A 17,788-nucleotide genomic window follows, 5' to 3' on the forward strand; every position below is an offset into this window, starting at 1 on the left:
TGGTTTTCCAGGGAGGATAGGGTTTCGGACGCGGCCGGTCTTGGACGATCTTGCCGTCAGCGCCCGTCGGCGGCCCGGGCCGCGATGGCGCGCACGAAATCGGTCTTGCCCTGGGTGTAGGCCACGCGGTCGCCGGGGTGGTCGGCGATCAGACGCCGCTTGAGCCGTTCGTATTCGGCCGCCGCGTCCGGGTGGGCCCGCAGGTAATCGCGGAAGACCAGCCCTGCCCACAAGGTGGAGTCGGCCAGGGTCATGTGGATGTGGTGGGTGCGTTCGCCGCCGGGCCCGCGCCGGATGAACCACGGGTAGTGCGGCGGGGTCGCCCCCTCGGGCTGGGGCCGCCAGAAATAGTCGTAGCCCAACGCCTCCAGGATGGGCGCGGCCTCGTCGCGGGCCCGGTCCAGGTCCGCGACCTCCACGAGCATGTCCACCACCGGCTTGGCCCAGATGCCGGGAATGGCCGTGCTGCCGAAGTGTTCCACGCGCACGATCAGCCCCTCGGGCAACAGGTCGAGCAACCGCCCCTTCTCCTCCTCGAACCGTCGGGCCCAGGCCGGGTCGGGCGGGACCAGCTCGATCCGGTCCTTGAGGACCCGCGCGATCTTCTCTTCCAGGGTCTCGGTCACGGCCGTTCCGCCGTGCCGCCTTCCTCGACCTCGGCGATGAAGGTCTCGACCAGGTCCGGGTCCAGGGACGATCCGGCCAGGCTGCGCAGGATGGCGAAGGCCTCTTCCACCGAGCGGCCCCGCTGGTAGGGGCGGTCCGTGGTCATGGCGTCGAAGTAGTCGGCCACGCACAGGATGCGCGCGCCCAGCGGGATGTCCTCGCCCTTGAGCCCGCGCGGGTAGCCCGAGCCGTCCATGAGCTCGTGGTGGGCGTAGACGTATTCGAGCGCAGGACCCAGGAAATCGAGGTTCTTGAGGATGTCGCGCCCCCACTCCGGGTGGCGGTGGATCTCGTCGACCATCTCCTTGGTCAGGGGCGTGTCCTCGCTGTTGAAGATGCGGTCGGAAAAGCCGATCTTGCCGATGTCGTGCAGGGTTCCGGCAATACGGATGCGCTCCACCTCGTGGGCCGGGAGCCCCAGCCGCTGGGCCAGCCGCCGGGCGTAGACGCCCACGCGCTCGCCGTGCCCCTCGGTGTAGGCGTCGCGCGCGCCCAGGGCGTGGGCCACGGCCGTGATGGTGTTGACCATGTCCTTGCGGATCTTGGCCAAAAGCTGCTCCAGCCGGTCCTCCCTGGCCTCGATCTTGGCCAGCATCAGGGCCACGGCCTCGGCCAGCTCCTGGATCTCCGGGTCGTACTCCGGCCCGGTCAGGGCCTCGATGCCGACGGCCGAATCGCCTATCGAGATATTCCGGATGATGCGCAGCAGTTCCTTCTGGCCCTTGAGCATCCTACCTCCATGCGCCCGCGTGGTCGGCCACGAACTCGGCGAAGGGGCGCGCCGGGGTGCCGGTCAGGTATTCCACGGCCTGGGTGACGTTGCCCATCATGCCGAGCTTGATGACCCGGCTCAGGGAGACCAGCATGTTGCGGTTCCACTCGGCCACGCCCGCCCGGTCCAGCCCCTCGATGTACGCCTCCTCCTCGATGGGGGTGTACGCGACCTTTACCCCGGCCTCCGAGCCGATGGTCTCGGCCACGTCCGTCAGGGTCAGCCCCTGCGGGCCGGTCAGGGCGTAGAAGCTGTCCGTGTACCCCTCGTTGTCCGCAAGCAGCCGGGCCGCGCAGGCCGCGATGTCGCGCACGTCGATGTAGCTGACCTTGTAGTCCTCCTCGGCCAGGGCGATGGTCCCGGACTTGATCATGTCCGCCAGGACGGTGCTGAAATTCTGCATGAAGGAGTTGGGCCGCAACACGGTGAACGGGATCTTGGAGTCCTCCACGAACTGGTCGATCATGCCGTTCTTGCGCCCCAGCCGCCAATGGGCGTCCGAGGACGCGCCGTACGCGCTGGACCGGACGATGTACCCGATGCCCGCCTCCTTGGCCGCGTCCACGGCCAGGCGTCCGAACCGGGTCATCTTCTCCAGCATGGGCACGACCAGGAACATGCGGTCGCACCCGGCCATGGCCGCGACCATGGAGTCCTTGTCCCCGAAGTCGAAGACCCGCGCCTCCACGCCCCTGGCCTTGAGCGCCTCGCCCTTTTCCGGTGAGCGCACCCCGGCCACGATTTCGGCCTTGTCGGGAAGTGTATCGATCAGGGCGGAGCCGATGTTTCCGGCCGCGCCCGCTATGAAAATCCTGCTCATGGAACCGCTCCTTTCCCCCGTGGACTCGAACCGTCGCGCGGGGATTTTCCTTGTGACTTTCGCACGCTACACGAAGATGCCGGGGAAAGGCAAACGGTCCTCCGCCGCATCCCGATTCTCGCCCGACCATTCCCCGGCCCTATTCGACCATTGACCGAAAGGACACTTGCGCAGCGCGGCCAAGGGGGGTAACCCGGAGAGAAGCCAGAATAAACCATGGAGTGGAAATGCTACTAGGAATCGACGTGGGCGGCACCCACACGGACGCGGTCGCCATCGACATCGGGGACGCGCCCGCCGTGGCCGCCTCCTGCAAGGTGCCCACCCGGCACCACGACCTGCTCTCCTCGGTCACCGAGGCCCTGACCACCATCCTCGGCCAGGTCGACAGGAACGCGGTCACCCAGCTCAACCTGTCCACGACCCTGTCCACCAACGCCATCGTCCAGAACAAGACCGAGGACGTGGGCGTCATCGTCTCGGCCGGGCCGGGCATCGATCCGCACAATTTCATGCCCTGCAAGGATTTCCACGTCATCGACGGGTCCATCGACCACCGGGGCAACGAGGTCCGCGCCCTGTCCACCCGCCAGCTGGCCGAGGCCGTGGACGCCTGCCGCGACAACGGCGTGCGCGTCTTTGCCGCGGTCTCCAAATTCTCCACCCGCAACCCGCGCCACGAGAACCTCATCCGGCGCACGGTCTGCAACTGCAAGTCCGTGGAGGTCTGCGAACACGCCGACTTCGTCACCCTGGGCCACCAGCTCGGCGGGGCGCTCAACTTCCCGCGCCGGGTGGCCACCGCCTATTTCAACTGCGCGGTCTGGCGGCTGTACAACGAGTTCGCCACGGCCGTGGAAAAGGCGTTGGACGAGATGGGCCTGGGCCACGTCAAGGTCAACATCCTCAAGGCCGACGGCGGGACCATGCCCCTGCCCCAGTCCCGGACCCTGCCCGTGCAGTCCATCTTTTCCGGCCCGGCCGCCTCGGTCATGGGCATCATCGCCCTGACCGACATCTTCCACGACTCGGTCATCCTCGACATCGGCGGGACCACCACCGACATCGCGGTCTTCGCCGACGGCGCGCCGCTCATCGAGCGCGAGGGCATCGACATCGGCTCCCATCCCACCCTGGTCTCGGCGCTCAAGGTCCACTCCATCGGCATCGGCGGCGACTCGGCCATCTCCGTGGTCGGCCCAGAGGTCCGCGTGGGCCCCAACCGGCTCGGCCCGTCCGTCTGCCTGGGCGGGGAGCGCGTCACCCTGACCGACGCCCTGAACTACACCGGGGCGAGCTCGGTCGGCGACGTCAAGGCCTCCCGCAAGGCCATGGACGCCTACGCCGCGGCCCGCACCCTGACCGGCGAAAAGCTGGCCCGAGGCGCGGTGGCCTACGCGGCCCGGGCCATCCAGGACGCCACCCGCGCCCTGGTGGAGGAGATCAACTCCAAGCCTGTCTACACCATCCACGAACTGCTCGAAGGCAAGAAGATCGTGCCCAAGAAGGTCTACCTCATGGGCGGCCCGGCCGAGGCCATGAAAGACGAGCTCTTCCAGCGCTTCCAGCTGTCCACCGAAGTGCCCGCCAACTTTGACGTGGCCAACGCCATCGGCGCGGCCCTGACCCGGACCACCTGGGAACTCGAGCTGTTCGCCGACACCCAGCGCCACGTCCTGTTCATCCCGACCCTGTCGTACCGCGAGAACGTCCCCTCCGGCTACGACCTGGACGACGCCAAGCGCGACGCCGTCAACCAGCTGACCATGCAGCTCGACTCCATGGGCGTGTTCCTCAAGCCCGAGGACGCCCTGATCACCCACGCGTCGAGCTTCAACATGGTCGAGGGGTACGACCGCGTGGGCCGGAACATACGCGTCAAATGCCAGGTGCGGCCCGGCGTAATCAAGACCTTCGGGGAGGGACGCTAAACCATGCTCAAATCCAACAACACCCTCGGCATCATCTTTTTCCCGGCATTCGACTGGGCCATCTCGCCCACCCACCCCGAGCGGCAGGAACGGCTGCTCTACACCCAGGACCAGCTGCGCGAGGAAGGGCTTTTCGACATCGAAGGGATCACCGAGTTCAAGCCCGACGTGGCCTCGGTGGAGGACGTGGAGCGCGTCCATTTCTGCTTCCCGGACGTGCCCTCCGTGGCCACCCGCTCGCACCTCATCTCGGCGGGCGGGGCCATCAAGGCGGGCGAACTGGTCATGGAAGGCCGGACCGACCGCGCCTTCGCCATGGTCCGGCCCCCCGGACACCACGCCATGAAGGTGGTCCACGGCTCGCGCGGCTTCTGCACCATCAATATCGAAGCGATCATGATCGAGCATATCCGGGAGAAGTACGGGCACAAGCGCATCGCCATCGTGGACACCGACTGCCACCACGGCGACGGCACCCAGGACATCTACTGGCACGACCCGGATACCCTGTTCATCTCCCTGCACCAGGACGGCCGGACCCTGTATCCCGGCACCGGCTTCCCCCGCGACTTGGGCGGGCCCAACGCCATGGGCCGGACACTGAACATCCCGCTGCCGCCCAACACCTCGGACGAAGGTTTTCTCATGGCCGTGGAGCGCATCGTCCTGCCCATCCTCGAGGACTTCAAGCCCGACCTGGTCATCAACTCCGCCGGGCAGGACAACCACTTCTCCGATCCGATCACCAACATGAACTTCTCGGCGGGCGGCTACGCGGCCATGAACGACATGCTCAAGCCCGACATCGCTGTGCTCGAGGGTGGCTACTCCATCCAGGGCGCGCTGCCCTACGTCAACCTCGGCATCTGTTTGGCCATGGCGGGCGTGGATTACTCCCACGTGCGCGAGCCCAATTACAACAGCGAACGCATCCGCCAGGACGCCCGGACCACCGCCTACATCGAGGAGCTCTGCAAGCAGCTCCCCGCCCTGTACTTCGACCCGCCCGAGTTCGTGTCCAAGGACGACAGCCGACAGGGGATCATCTCCGGCGACAAGTTCGTTCGTCACAAGCAGATCTACTACGACACCGACGGCATCAACGAGGTCCAGCAGGAATCCGTGACCCTGTGCAAGCAGTGCCGGGGACTCTACAAGGTCGAAACCCGCGCCGACTCCGGGCCGCTCTGCCTGGGCGTGGAAATCCCGGTGGACGCCTGCCCCGAATGCCGCGCCAAAGGCTACCAGACCGTGGAAGACGCCCAGATCAAAGGCGCCTACCGCTACATCCAGCTCATCAACCGGCTGGACAAGGAGTACGTCCGGTACGGATTTTAGGCATGCCCCCGGCATGCCCTTGCCGGGCGGGCGTCTCCGACGGCCGGGGCGCTGCCCCGGACCCCGCCAGGGGGAACCCTTTGAAAAGGGTTGCCCCCTGGACCTCTTCCCAAACTTTTTGTGTCGCCTGCGGCGAAGGTGCGGGCGCGGGGTGAGGAGGTGTTTCGCGGGAGGGCGGAGGCAGCTTGGCCGGGTGGTGTCCCGAGGGGGTCGCGCCGGACGTCCGCGGGCCTCGGAGGGCCGCCCGGCGCGAACCCTTCGGGACGGTCGCCAACGCCGCAGGCGAGGCTGGGCGGACACGGCCAAGCGGTCTCGTGGCGTCCTATTGCTACTGGCTGGTATCTTTTTCGGGAAAGCCTTTCTTCAAAAACAACCCTGCGATTTCGGGCAGAAAAAACGGCGTGCGTCTTTCGGCGAAAAAGCCCGTCGTTTCATCCGTTTTTTCTGCCCGAAATCGCACACCGGCACGGCGGAAGGCGTCCCTGTCGCGGCCTTCCGTCGCCGCACATACCTGAGCGTAGCGAACATGGGATTCTTAAGGCCCTCGGCCTTAAGCGGGTCCAGGGCAGCGCCCTGGCCGTCGGAGACGCCGCCCGGCGAGGGCTCTCCCCCGAAGGGGCCGCCGGAGGCCTCCCTTTGCACGCAACAAGGCCCGATCCGGTATTGCCGGGTCGGGCCTTGTTCGTATGGAGGAGACGGTCGGTTAATCGTTCAGTTTGTGCATGAGCCAGGCCATGTTATCGCCGAGGATGTCCATGGTCTGCATGCCTTCCTGGTCGTTCAGGACTTCGCCTTTTTCCCGTCCGAAGCCCATGTTCCAGTAGCGGGAGCCGGGCACGACCATCTGTTGGATGAAGAAGAAGGAGTTGAGGGTGTTGAAGGTCTGCATGGCCCCGCCCCGGCGGGCGGTGACGATGGCCGCGCCGACCTTGCGGGCGAACATGGAGCCGTTGACCAGGCCGACCATGCCGGCGCGGTCGATGAGCGCGCTCATTTCGGTGGTGATGGTGGCGAAGTAGGTGGGCGAGGCGAGCAGGATGCCGTCGGCCGCGTCCATGGCTTCGATACACTCATTGACGAAGTCGTTGTTGACGGCGCAGCGGCGGTCCTTGTTTTCGGCGCATTTGTAGCAGGCGATGCAGCCGTGCATTTTCTTGCCGCCCAGTTCGATCATTTCGGTCTCGATGCCCTGGGCCTCGAGTTTGGCGAGGGCGCGTTCGATCATGTTTGCGGTATTGCCGCCCTTTCGGGCGGAGCCGTTGAATGCGACAACTTTCATGAGGGTCTCCTAGTAGGTGTTGTAGTGTACCCGTTTGGGATTGAAGCGGCTTTCGGATTTGGGTTGCTGTGCGGGCCAGCCGATGGGCGCGAAGCCGAGCGGTATGACGTGGTCCGGTATGTTGAACATGGCCCGGTAGCCGGTGACCCGGTCCTCCTTGGGGTATATGCCGGTCCAGACCGCGCCCAGGCCGAGGGCGTGCACGGCCAGGAGCATGTTCTCCATGGCCGCGGCGCAGTCCTGAACCCAGTAGCCCGGGTACTTTTCCTTGGACAGGTCGCCGCAGACGATGACGCCCACCTGGGCTTGGAGAACCATTTTGACGTAGGGATGCAGGTCGACCATGGCGTCGAGGCGTTTGCGCTCATTGACCACGATAAACTGCCAGGGCTGGCCGTTGCCCGCGCTGGGGGCCATCATGGCCGCTTCGAGAATCTGGGTGACCATCTCGTCGGGAACGGGCTTGTCGATGAATTTTCTTATGCTGCGCCGGGTGCGCAGGGCTTCCAGGGTATCCATGTTCATCCTCCGTGTTCGGGGTGTGTGGCGCTATTTACCTTGACCATGTTCTCTGCTAGTGGAGAGAAAAGATCAAGTACGCACTTCAAAGTTCTATAGTAACCCAAAATATACCACTGAGGCCGACGGAGACTCCGGGCGGGTGTCGGTCGGCGGGAGGAGTCATGAGCACGGCGTGTTCGCAGAAGATTTGCGGTGACAAGAAATACTATTGTTCCATGGAGTTGACCCTTCAGGTCATCGGCGGCAAGTGGAAGCTGATCATTTTGCACAAGCTGGGCCAAGAGGGGACCATGCGTTTCAGCGAGATCAAGCGGTCCATCCCGAACATCACCCAGAAGATGCTCACCCAGCAGCTGCGCGAGCTGGAGTCGGACGGCGTGGTCCGGCGAGAGGTCTATCCCCAGGTGCCGCCCAAGGTGGAATATTCCCTGACCGAGCTGGGGGAGAGCATCCTGCCGCTCATCGGCAGCCTGTGTCGCTGGGGCGAGCAGTACGCGGAGTGGTATGACGGGCAGATGCCCGAGGCCGAGGCGGTTTAGGCGGCGGTTGAAAGAGCGGCGTCACCGGGATTGCCGCATGGCTCCCGGTGGGTTGTCCGCTATTGTCCAAGGCGAGGGGGAGAACGGAAATGCACAGTAATTTCAGACGGGATGGAGCACCCGTGCCGGGCGGCGCGGTTTTTGACGCGGTTTCGGCCAGCCAGGACCTCGGGCTGACCCTGGAGGAGTTTGCGCCGCTGCTGACCAAAGCGGCGGTGGAGATTCGGCTGCGGCTGGACGCGGTTCAACAGGGGGTCTCCGGGAGCGATCTGTCGGCCGTGGCCCTGAACAGCCACACCATGAAGAGCGTGGCCGCCACTCTGGGGGCGGAGGCCGTCCGGCAGGCCGCGTACGACCTCGAACTCTGCGCCAAGGGCGGCGACCGGACGCGCTGCTCCGAGCTGCTGGCCCGGCTGGAGCTCAGAGTCGGCGATCTGTTGTTCGAACTGGATCGCGCCTAGGTTTTTGTACAAAGCGGAATCAACGGGAAAGCCCGCCCCGTCCGGTTGGACGAGGCGGGCTTTTTGCTTTGTTTCGCGGTGCGGGGTCAGCCGCGGCAGTTGTGTTTCATGCTCGTGCCTTCGACGATGAAGACCACGGTCTCGGCCACGTTGGTGGCCAGGTCCCCGACGCGTTCCAGGTGGCGCGCGCCGATGATGGCGTGCACGCCCCGCTCCACGATGCGGGATTCGGCGACCATGTCGGAGACCATCTGGCGCAGGATGGCGATGGTCAGGTCGTCGGCCTTGTCGTCCATGCGGCAGATCTGCCCGGCCAGGGAGACGTCGTCGTCCACGTAGGCCTTGAGCGCCTCGGAGAGCATCTTCTTGACCGTGTTGGCCAGGTCTTCCATCTTCGGGTTGTGCGGCATGGGCGGCCTGGTGGACAGGAAGATGGCCCGGTGGGCCAGGTTGACCGCCTCGTCGCCCAACCGCTCCAGGTTGACCGTGATGCGCTGCGCGCCGACGATGGTGCGCAGGTCCACGGCCATGGGCTGGTCCAGGGCGAGGAGTTCCAGGCTGAAGTTGTCGATCTCGTCTTCCATCTCGTTGATGGCTTCATCACCGACGATGACCTCTTCGGCCAGATCGGCGTCGTTCTCGAGGTAGGCCCGGACCGCCTTGTGCACGGCGGATTCCGACAGGGCCGCCATGCGCAGGACCATGACCTTGAGGTCCTCGAGTTTCTTGGAAAAATGTGCGCGTTGTTCCATGATGCGTTGCGTCCTTTGCTGTTCAGCTTAACCGAAACGGCCCGTAATGTAATCTTCCGTCTGCTTGTTGGCGGGGTTGGTGAACATGGTCTTGGTGTCGTCCACCTCGATCAGCTTGCCCATATAGAAAAAGGCGGTTCGGTCGGACACGCGGGCCGCCTGCTGCATGGAGTGGGTCACGATGATGATCGTGAATTCCTTTTTGAGCTCGTGGATCAGGTCCTCGATCTTCTGGGTGGCGATGGGGTCCAGCGCCGAAGCGGGTTCGTCCATGAGCAGGACCTCGGGCTCCACGGCCAGGGCGCGGGCGATGCACAGCCGCTGCTGCTGCCCGCCGGACAGTCCCAGGGCCGAGGTGTGCAGCCGGTCCTTGACCTCGTCCCACAGCGCCGCGCCCAGCAGGCTCTCCTCGACCTTCTGCTCCATGAACTGCTTGTCCTTCACGCCGTTGACGCGCAACCCGTAGGCCACGTTTTCGAAGATGGTCTTGGGGAAGGGGTTGGGCTTCTGGAAGACCATGCCGATGCGCCGCCGCAGGGAGACCACGTCCAGTCCCGGGGCGTAGATATCCTGGCCGTCCAGGGTCATCCTGCCGTCCACCTTGGTGCCGGGGATGAGGTCGTTCATGCGGTTGATGCAGCGAAGATAGGTCGACTTGCCGCACCCGGACGGTCCGATGAGCGCGGTGACCCTGTTGGACTCGAAGTCTATGGAGATGTCCTCCAGGGCCTTGAAGTCCCCGTAGTGGAAATCAAGGTTGGTGGAGGAGACCTTAATGGTCGTCGTCATTGTTCGTGCTCCGTGGCAATAAATGAGATGTGTTCCGCCATCGGCGCAACGCACCACGAGTAACCCGGTGGAGTTACGAGCCAATGACTCGCATGTTACAATTGCGCGACAGCCGCCCGGCTAGGGCAGGGCGACCAGGATGTGGAGCTCGTCGCCGGCCTTGCGGATTTCGGGGGTCACGTTCTTTTTCGGCGGGGTGCGGAAATGGACGACCATGCGGAAGCGGTCCGGGTGTTCGCCCATGACCATGTGCCGGACCGCCCCCTCGGAGCGGAGCACGTTGACGCCCCTGCGGGTCCATTTGCCCGGGATGTCCACCACCAGCCGCCTGGGGTTGTTCAGGTTCATGAACGTGGCCTGGCCCACGGGCCGGTCGGCGACCACCTTGATGGCGAAGCCTTGTCCGGTCTCGTCCAGGGCCACGGACCGGATCACGCCGGGGCCCTCGGCCGGGCCGATGGCCGGGACTTCCGCCTGCTCGGCGGGCGCGGGTTCCGGGGCGGGCCGGGTCTCGGCGGCCGGAGGGGCGGTCGGGGTTTCGGCGGCGGGCTCTTCGGCGGGCGCGGGGGGAGCGGCGTCGGCCGCGTCCGGGAGCTCCGGCTCGGGGGTGAGGGGCTCCTCGGCGGGGGCGGCGGACGTGGCCGGGGCCTCGCTGCCGTCGGGCAGAACCTTGGGCAGGACCGTGAAGTCCACGTCCATGCGCACGGCGTTGCGCGTTCTGTCGCGCATTCCCTCGGACGCCTGGTCCTGGGCCAGGCCCGGACGGATGGTCAGGGTCAGGGCGAGAAGCCCGGCCATGGCGCAGGCCGCCGGGAAAAGGAACCAGTGCCTGAACGTATTCGACATGCATACCCCTTGCGGATTGAAAAACTCCAGTGGTCTATACTGGAATTGTCGTCCAAAGGCAAAGCCGGAACGGGTCAGAGGGAGTCGTAATAGTCGGCCAGATCCGAGGCGATGCGCTTGTCGGACCAGCACGCCTCCATGAAGCTGCGACCCGCCGAGCCGGTCTGTTCGCAGTAGTCGCGGTCCTTGGCCAGGCGCAGCAGCAGATCGGCCAGTTCGTCCTGGTTCGTGGCCGTGAGCCATGGCAGGTCGCCGGTCCCGGCGAACTCCGCGATGCGCTCCCGGTTCCAGTCGTCCAGGGCGGCGATGACGGCCAGCCCCTGGGAGAGGCCCTCCAGACTGGACACGCCGTAGTACCCCTGCATGTGGTCGAACAGGGCGTGGCAGCGCCGCTTGCGGGCCAGACACTCGTGGTTGGGCACGTCGTCGATCATGTCCACGGAGATGTAGACGTTGCGCCGGTTGACGTACTTGACCGCGGCCAGGAATTCCTCGGTGTTCTTGAGGTCCTTGCGCGTGGGCGAGTGGCAGACCTTGAGCTGGCCCGGGTCGTCGAAACGGCCCCCCATGGGCTTGAGCAGCGGGTCGTCGATGGGCACCAGGTTGGGTTGCCAGCGCGCCTCGGGCAGGAGCTTGAGCAGGTCCGGCGTGGACACGAGCAGGTTGGTCCGCTTGAGCCTGCGGTACTTCTCGCGGAAGGATTCGGGGTTCGAGCGGAAGTCGTGGTGCCCGTGGTGATGGTGGACCACCGCCTTGCCCCTGATGTAGTCGGCCGGTTTGAGCGGGCCGAAGGGCTGGTTCTCGTCGCAGGTCATGTGGAAATGGAAGACGTCGGCCTCGCGCATGAGAATGGCGACCTCCTCCATGCCGTCCGGGCCGAGGTCAGGGACGTGCAGGTCCTTTTCCCAGTCGTGGGTGTAGCGGGTCTCCAGGGTGACCAGCCGGGCCGAGTGGGCCGTGTGCCGGTTCAGCGCCTTGCAGAACTGGATGGCGGTCCCGGCGGGATCGTTAATGGCGAGCATGAGGATGCGCATTGCGGGCTTCCTTTCTTGGTAACTGATGTCCACGTTGTCGATGAACTCCTCCACGGCGTCGGCCAGCCGTCCGGCCGCCGCCCCATCCATTTGCCGTCCCGCGTTTTCCATGGCCGCGCCCAGCTCGGTCAGCCGGGGCAGGCCGTAGGAACCGCCGCTGCCCCGGAGCACGTGCCCCTGGCGTCGCACGGCCTCGAAATCGTCCGCCCGTATTGCCGCCCGCAGCGCCGCGAGCCCCGCGCGCCGCAGTCGCAGGTAGCGGTCCATGATGGGCGCGAGCTCGGGATCGACTGTCACCGGATATTCCTGCATGGCGGCTACTCCATTCTTAAGGCCCCCTTCCCCGGGGCCTCAACGCCTTGCCGCCGCCATGTTCCGTCTGCCGGAGTCGGGCGAGTCGGGCAAGTCTAACGTGAATGAGCGTATATCGTCCAGGCGGGGCCCGGTCGAGGCGAGGGCATGCTCCCGGGCCGGGATCGGGACCGAGGCGTCGAAGAGGGCTGATCGGTCCGGACGCGTGCCGGTTCCTAGAATTTCGAGCCCCGTGAACCGCCTTCGTTCACGGCCGCGAGCTGGGTCTTGTTCAATTTCTTGACCCAGACGTCCCCGGTCTGGGTGTTGAACATGAGCTTGCGGCCCTGGGAGCCGCCCACGTCCTGGGCCTGAACATCCAGCCGGGCGAACTTGAGCAGCTTCTTGGCCATTTCGATATTGCGCCTGCCTATGTTGTACGAGCCCGAGGGCTCCATGTTGTTGACCGCCACGCCCTGGCCGCCGCCGAACATCTTGATGCACAGCTCCCGGCGCGGCACGCCGATTTTGTCCATGGTCTCGAGCATGTTCTGCAGGGCCGTGTCCACGTAGCGGCAGATCTGCGGTTCCGGGCTCTGGTGGCGGGTTGCGGAACTGTCCGGCAGAAAGGCGTGACAGATGGTGCCGATGCCCATCTTGGGGGCGTGGATGGTTACGGCCAGGCAGGAACCGAGGATGGTCGTGACCAGTGTGGGCTGTACGCCGATGAAACAGTCGCCCGTTTGTAAAAAGACCTTGGCCATGTCCGGCCTAATCGTGTTCATTCGCATCTCCGGTTAAGGGGGCGGTGCCCCAGAGGATTTATCATACTATAAAATGCTTCATTTTTGTGTCTAAAGTCAACCGCCCACCGACTTTCCGGCACGCCTTGTACACAAATAATACCGGAAATCCAAATTATAAAAGAGCGCGTATGGAAAATCCGCCACGATTCATGTAACCAGCAAGGTTCGGAGGGACCCCATGAAGGGACGGAATCGGAGAATTCTCACATTGCTGCTCATCATGGTGGCGCTGGTGGCCGCGGTGTCCATGTACGGCACGCAGTTGATGTTCAGGACGGCCATCGAGGAGGAGCGGGGCCGGCTCCAGGAGCTGGTCCAGAGCCAGGCCAGACTGGCCGAGGAGATGGCCCGGATACCCCGGGCCGAGCAGGCCCCGGCCGTGCCCACGGCCACCCGGGATGCGATCCTCTACCACATAGGCCGGGCCCAGCGGAATTTCAAACTCCAGAGCCTGACCTGCGAATTCATCGTGGCCCGGATCGACGGCCCGAGCATCCTCCATCTCCTGAAGAACGGCATGCCCGTGTCGCTCTCCGCGCCCGATGCCCGGTCCCCCCTGGACGGGGTAGGCGAAGAGCCCATGAGACGGGCCCTGTTCGGGAAGTCCGGGACCATGGTCGGCCCCGATCACCAGGAGGTGGACGTCATCGCCGCCTACGCGCCCATAGACCTCGGCAAAGGCAGGCTCGGCCTGGTGGCCAGGGTCGACCTGAAGGAAATCCGCGCACCGTACATCCGGGCCAACGTGAAGGTCTTCGGAGTGGGCCTGGGCCTGACCCTGGTCTGCGCCTTCCTGTTCCTCAAGGTCAGTGAGCCGCTGATCCACGACCTGCAACTGAGCGAGAAGAGCTACCGCGACCTGGTCGAGGGGGCCAACAACCTGATCCTGCGCATCAACGAGGCGGGCGAAATCACGTTTGCCAACTCCTTTGCCCGCACCTTTCTGGCCGGCAGGGACGGGGAACTGCTCGGGGGCACGCTCATGTCCTTCTTCGACGTGGAGTCCGAGGGCCATGGATTGGAGCAGGTGGTCGAGGTTATCGGCGGCGAGAACCGCCAGAACGAGATCCCCGTGCGCATGGCCGACGGCCGGGTGGGCTACGTGTCCTGGACGGTCAAGCTGATTATGGACCAGGGGCGGCCCGTCGAGCTGTTGTGCATCGGCAACGACGCCACGCGCATCCACAAGGCGAGCACGGCCCAGAAGGAGTCCGAGGAACGCTTCCGGGGGTTGGCCAAGGCCTCTCCGGTGGCCATTATCATCACCGACATCGCCGGGAACCTGCTCTACGCCAACGAAAAGATGCATCAGATGACCCGGGCCACGGCGGTCCAGCTGGCGGGGCAGGGATGGCTGAACAGCGTGCACCGCGAGGACCGCAAGCTGGTCTGGAAGCACTGGCTGGAGCGGGTCGGCCCGGCCACGGACAAGGTCGAGCTGCGGCTTATGTCCGGCAACGACGAGTTCGCCTGGGCCCTGTGGCAGGTGGTCGAGATGGGCAACACCCGGGGCGAGGTCGCCGGAAACATCCACACCTTCACCGACATCACCGAGATCAAGGAGGCCCAGCTGGCCATGAGCCGGTTGACCGCGGCCATCGATCAGGCGGCCGAGATGATCGTCATGACCGACCTCAACGGGGTCATGACCTACGTGAACCCCGCCTTCGAGGCGGTCTCCGGCTACTCCCGGGCCGAGTCCGTGGGCAGGGCCACCAGCCTCCTGGCCAGCGGGGAGCATAAGGACGAGTTTTTCGCCAACATGTGGGATACCATCACCAGCGGCAAGGTCTGGAAGGGGCGGATCGTCAACCGGCGCAAGGACGGCGAACGGTACACCCTGGAGTCGAGCATCGGGCCCATCCGCAACCACGCGGGCGAGCTGATCGGCTTTGTCGGCCTGGGCCGCGACATTTCCCAGCAGCTGGTGGTGGAGTCGCAACTGCGGCAGTCCCAGAAGCTCGAGTCCATCGGCGAGCTGGCCGCGGGCATCGCCCACGAGATCAACACCCCGACTCAGTACGTGACCTCGAACCTGCAGTTCCTGCACGACTCCTGCGGTACCTATTCCAAGGCCGTCGAACGCTGCCGCGAGCTGGTCCTGTTCGTCAGGGAGCACCCCGACCTCTTCCCGGACGAGGGGTTCCGCGAGCGGGCCGAGGCGGCCCTGGACGAGGAGGAGATGACCTATCTGGCCGAGGACGTGCCCGCCGCCCTGGAAGAGTCCGAGGCCGGGCTCAAGCGCATCGCCGAGATCGTCCGTTCCATCAAGCAGCTGGCCCATCCCGGCGAACTGGCCAAGGCGTTCCACGACCTCAACGAGATCGTCCAGAACGCCATCACCGTGTCCACCAACGAGTGGAAGTACGTGGCGTCCATGGACTTCACCCCGGACGAAACCCTGGCCCCGGTCTTCTGCCTCAAGGGCGAGGTGGGCCAGGTGGTCCTGAACCTGATCGTCAACGCGGCCCACGCCATCGAATCCAGGATCAAGGGCAGCGAAGGGCAGGGGACCATCACCATCCGCACCCGGAGCGAAGGGGAGTTCGCGGTGCTCGAGGTCAACGACACGGGCACGGGCATGTCAAAGGAAGTGGCGGCCAAGGCGTTCGACCCCTTCTTCACCACCAAGGAGGTGGGCAAGGGCACGGGGCAGGGGCTGGCCATCTCCCACAACGTCGTGGTCGGCATGCACGGCGGCCGCATCGAGATCGATACCGTGGAGGGCGAGGGCACGACCTTTACGGTCCGCCTGCCCTTTGAGGAGCCTCCGGCGGATTAGTCGCCGGGTTCGCGGATGAGCCCTTCCTCCATGAGTTCCAGGGCGATGTCCACCACCCGGGGGTCGAACAGCCGCTCCCGTCCTTCGAGCAGGTAGCCCATGGCCTCGCTCTTGCCCAGGCCGTGGCGATAGGGCCGGTGGGTGATGATGGCGTCGATGATGTCGGCCACGCACAATATCCTGGACTGGAGCAGTATCTGGTCCCCGAAAAGACCGTCCGGGTAGCCGGATCCGTCCAGCCGCTCGTGGTGCTCCCGGATCATCCGGGCGATGGGCCATTCCACGCCCAGCCCCTTGAATATCTCGGCCCCCACCTCGGCGTGGGCCTTGATGATCGAAAATTCGGCGTCGGACAGTTCGCCCAACTTGTTCAGAATGTGGGACGGCACGGCCACCTTGCCGATGTCGTGGACCATGGCGCCCAGGCGCAGGCCCGCGATGTCGTCCTCGGCCATGCCCATGCGCTGTGCGATCATGACCGCGATGTCGGCGGTCCGGTCCATGTGGCCCGAGGTGTACGGGTCGCGGAACTCCACCAGCCGGGTAAAGGCGTGCAGGGTCTGCTCGAAGCCGTCCTTGAGGCGGCGCATGATTTCCAGCTCCCGGGCGTCGCGGATCATCTCGGCCTGTTCGATGCCCGCGGATATGGCCATGATCAGTTCTTCCGGGGCCGACGGCTTGGTCAGGAAACGGAATATGGCCCCCGTGTTCACGGCCCGGATGGCGGTGTCCATGTCCGCGTGGCCGGTCAGGATCATGCGCACGGTGTCCGGGTAGCGTTCGGCGACCTTGGCCAGCAGGGAGATGCCGTCCAGGTCCGGCATCTTGAAGTCCGCGACCACCACGGTGAACGGGCCACGGGCCTGGATGAGATCCAGGGCCTCGATTCCGCCCCGGGCGGTGTGCAGATCGAAATTCGCGCGCAGGGTCCTGCGGTGGGCGTCGAGGACCTTCTGCTCGTCGTCCACCATGAGCACCGGGACGGTTTTGTATGCTTCGCGCCAGGCCATCAGTCCACCTTCTCCGGCACGAGCACGGTGAAGGTCTCGGGGATGCCGACCTTTTCCGCGAACAGGTGCATGCGGTCTATCTTGTCCTTGGTCAGCTCCAGGCTCTTGCGCACCAGCAGGGCTCCCTGCCTGGAGACCACGTCCTCGTGGAGGACCATGCCCGGGATGAGCTCCTGCAGGGTCACGGTGCGGATGGCGTATCGCGCCTCCACCCCGAGCATGCCTTCGAGGTAGTACATCAGCTCGGGGTCGTACTCCTCGATGCTCTTCTCCATGCTCAAAAAGGCCTTTTGCGGATTCTCCTCGCGCTGCCGGGCCATGTCGTAGTCCAGGGCGACCTTGAGGATGCGCCCGCCCAGCGGGATGTCCTCCTCCTTGATGTTGTCGCGCGGGGTGCCGGTGCCGTCGAATCCCTTGAGCTGGTAGGCGATCATGTCCGCGATGGACTGCAGCCGGGGCAGCTTGGCCACCAGGCTCTGGGCGATGACCGGGTGCATCTCCCACATCTGCACCTGCTCGGGGGTCAGCTCCCCGCCCCCCTCCAGGGTCTCCAGGGTGCCCGGCGGCAGGATGAGCGTGCCGAGCTGGCAGAGCATGGCCGCGATGTCGTAGCGCCACAGGTCCTTGAGCTCCTTCTTCTCGGCGAAATAGCGCACGTAGCGGCGCACGCGGTTGATGCGCTCGCCCGCGTGGGGGTTGACCATGGCGGTGATCTCGCTGAGCAGGTCCACGCTGCCCTTGAGGGTCTTTTCCAGCAGGACCCGCCTGGCCGTGACCAGTTCGTACTGGCGGACCGCGTCGGCCACGTTCCTGAGCAGGTTGTCGCGCTCGCACGGCTTGGTCAGGAAGCGGAAGACGTTGCCGTCGTTGACCGCGCGGATAGCGCTGTCCAGGTCCGCGTAGCCGGTCAGCATGAGCCGGGTGGTGTCCGGGCTCAGATTCTTCAGCTCGTTGAGGAACTCGATGCCGTTCATGCCCGGCATGCGGTAATCCGACACGGCCGCCGCGTACGGCCTGGCCCGGTCCAGCTGCTTCACCGCCTCGGCCGGGGAGGACTGCACGTCGACCTCGTACAGTTCGCGCAATTGGCGGCGCAGGGCGGAGAGGACGTTCGGTTCGTCATCGACGAGCAGGATGCGCGGTTTCATGG

The 17,788-nt window shown here is 65.2% G+C and carries 17 protein-coding genes; 5 read left to right on the top strand and 12 right to left on the bottom strand.

Features of this window, described 5'->3' with window-relative positions; all coding sequences use genetic code 11:
* Positions 1–56 precede the first annotated feature (56 nt).
* Genes ACR42D_RS01335 through ACR42D_RS01345 form a run of 3 tightly spaced genes read right to left on the bottom strand, consistent with a single transcriptional unit; the run spans position 57 to position 2,258 of the window.
* The gene (locus ACR42D_RS01335; protein ID WP_484565076.1) at positions 57–626 is read right to left on the bottom strand and encodes a GrpB family protein; all 570 of its coding nucleotides are present in this window, start codon (positions 624–626) and stop codon (positions 57–59) included.
* Positions 623–1,396: an HD-GYP domain-containing protein gene (locus ACR42D_RS01340; RefSeq protein WP_484565077.1), complete on the bottom strand. Its 774-nt coding sequence runs from the start codon at positions 1,394–1,396 to the stop codon at positions 623–625. Before ACR42D_RS01340 ends, ACR42D_RS01335 begins: the two co-directional genes overlap by 4 nt.
* Before the next feature lies 1 nt (position 1,397).
* Positions 1,398–2,258, bottom strand: coding sequence for an NmrA family NAD(P)-binding protein (locus ACR42D_RS01345; protein ID WP_484565078.1), 861 nt, complete (start codon positions 2,256–2,258; stop codon positions 1,398–1,400).
* Between the two features lie 227 nt (positions 2,259–2,485).
* Between ACR42D_RS01345 and ACR42D_RS01350 the strand changes: the two genes are divergently transcribed.
* Both ACR42D_RS01350 and ACR42D_RS01355 read left to right on the top strand, forming a co-directional pair.
* Positions 2,486–4,189, top strand: coding sequence for a hydantoinase/oxoprolinase family protein (locus ACR42D_RS01350; RefSeq protein ID WP_484565079.1), 1,704 nt, complete (start codon positions 2,486–2,488; stop codon positions 4,187–4,189).
* Positions 4,190–4,192: 3 nt separating this feature from the next.
* Positions 4,193–5,527: a histone deacetylase family protein gene (locus ACR42D_RS01355; protein ID WP_484565080.1), complete on the top strand. Its 1,335-nt coding sequence runs from the start codon at positions 4,193–4,195 to the stop codon at positions 5,525–5,527.
* 703 nt (positions 5,528–6,230) lie between these two features.
* Here ACR42D_RS01355 and ACR42D_RS01360 read toward each other — a convergent pair.
* Positions 6,231–6,806 carry a flavodoxin family protein gene (locus ACR42D_RS01360; protein WP_484565081.1) on the bottom strand — a complete coding sequence of 192 codons (576 nt, stop codon included), beginning with the start codon at positions 6,804–6,806 and terminating at the stop codon, positions 6,231–6,233.
* 9 nt (positions 6,807–6,815) lie between these two features.
* On the bottom strand, positions 6,816–7,325 hold the full coding sequence (locus tag ACR42D_RS01365) for a nitroreductase family protein (protein ID WP_484565082.1): 510 nt from the start codon (positions 7,323–7,325) through the stop codon (positions 6,816–6,818).
* A 164-nt stretch (positions 7,326–7,489) separates the two neighbouring features.
* Between ACR42D_RS01365 and ACR42D_RS01370 the strand changes: the two genes are divergently transcribed.
* Both ACR42D_RS01370 and ACR42D_RS01375 read left to right on the top strand, forming a co-directional pair.
* Positions 7,490–7,867 (top strand): winged helix-turn-helix transcriptional regulator, encoded by a 378-nt coding sequence (locus ACR42D_RS01370; RefSeq protein WP_484565083.1) that lies wholly within the window; start codon positions 7,490–7,492, stop codon positions 7,865–7,867.
* Between the two features lie 89 nt (positions 7,868–7,956).
* Positions 7,957–8,328, top strand: a complete 372-nt coding sequence (locus ACR42D_RS01375) for an Hpt domain-containing protein (protein ID WP_484565084.1) — start codon at positions 7,957–7,959, stop codon at positions 8,326–8,328.
* An 86-nt stretch (positions 8,329–8,414) separates the two neighbouring features.
* Here the strand turns inward: ACR42D_RS01375 and phoU are convergent, their stop codons facing one another.
* From phoU to ACR42D_RS01400, 5 genes are all read right to left on the bottom strand, one after another.
* The gene (gene phoU / locus ACR42D_RS01380; protein ID WP_484565085.1) at positions 8,415–9,080 is read right to left on the bottom strand and encodes a phosphate signaling complex protein PhoU; all 666 of its coding nucleotides are present in this window, start codon (positions 9,078–9,080) and stop codon (positions 8,415–8,417) included.
* Between the two features lie 27 nt (positions 9,081–9,107).
* Positions 9,108–9,869 (bottom strand): phosphate ABC transporter ATP-binding protein PstB, encoded by a 762-nt coding sequence (gene pstB, locus ACR42D_RS01385; RefSeq protein ID WP_371386606.1) that lies wholly within the window; start codon positions 9,867–9,869, stop codon positions 9,108–9,110.
* Between the two features lie 120 nt (positions 9,870–9,989).
* Positions 9,990–10,715: an AMIN domain-containing protein gene (locus tag ACR42D_RS01390; RefSeq protein WP_484565086.1), complete on the bottom strand. Its 726-nt coding sequence runs from the start codon at positions 10,713–10,715 to the stop codon at positions 9,990–9,992.
* Between the two features lie 74 nt (positions 10,716–10,789).
* Positions 10,790–12,061, bottom strand: coding sequence for an Hpt domain-containing protein (locus ACR42D_RS01395; RefSeq protein WP_484565087.1), 1,272 nt, complete (start codon positions 12,059–12,061; stop codon positions 10,790–10,792).
* A gap of 215 nt (positions 12,062–12,276) precedes the next feature.
* Positions 12,277–12,825 carry a chemotaxis protein CheD gene (locus ACR42D_RS01400; RefSeq protein WP_484565088.1) on the bottom strand — a complete coding sequence of 183 codons (549 nt, stop codon included), beginning with the start codon at positions 12,823–12,825 and terminating at the stop codon, positions 12,277–12,279.
* 229 nt (positions 12,826–13,054) lie between these two features.
* Here ACR42D_RS01400 and ACR42D_RS01405 point away from each other — a divergent pair, with 229 nt between their 5' ends.
* On the top strand, positions 13,055–15,628 hold the full coding sequence (locus ACR42D_RS01405) for a PAS domain S-box protein (RefSeq protein WP_484565089.1): 2,574 nt from the start codon (positions 13,055–13,057) through the stop codon (positions 15,626–15,628).
* Here the strand turns inward: ACR42D_RS01405 and ACR42D_RS01410 are convergent.
* Positions 15,625–16,638: an HD domain-containing phosphohydrolase gene (locus tag ACR42D_RS01410; protein ID WP_484565090.1), complete on the bottom strand. Its 1,014-nt coding sequence runs from the start codon at positions 16,636–16,638 to the stop codon at positions 15,625–15,627. The genes ACR42D_RS01405 and ACR42D_RS01410 overlap by 4 nt on opposite strands.
* A complete protein-coding gene (locus ACR42D_RS01415) occupies positions 16,638–17,786 on the bottom strand; it encodes an HD domain-containing phosphohydrolase (RefSeq protein ID WP_484565091.1) in 1,149 nt (382 codons plus the stop codon). The genes ACR42D_RS01410 and ACR42D_RS01415 overlap by 1 nt, the downstream gene beginning before the upstream one ends.
* Positions 17,787–17,788 lie beyond the last annotated feature (2 nt).

Origin of the sequence: Pseudodesulfovibrio sp. lm2024, assembly GCF_051175575.1 — a bacterium.
In the GTDB taxonomy this organism is placed as follows: domain Bacteria; phylum Desulfobacterota; class Desulfovibrionia; order Desulfovibrionales; family Desulfovibrionaceae; genus Pseudodesulfovibrio; species Pseudodesulfovibrio caledoniensis.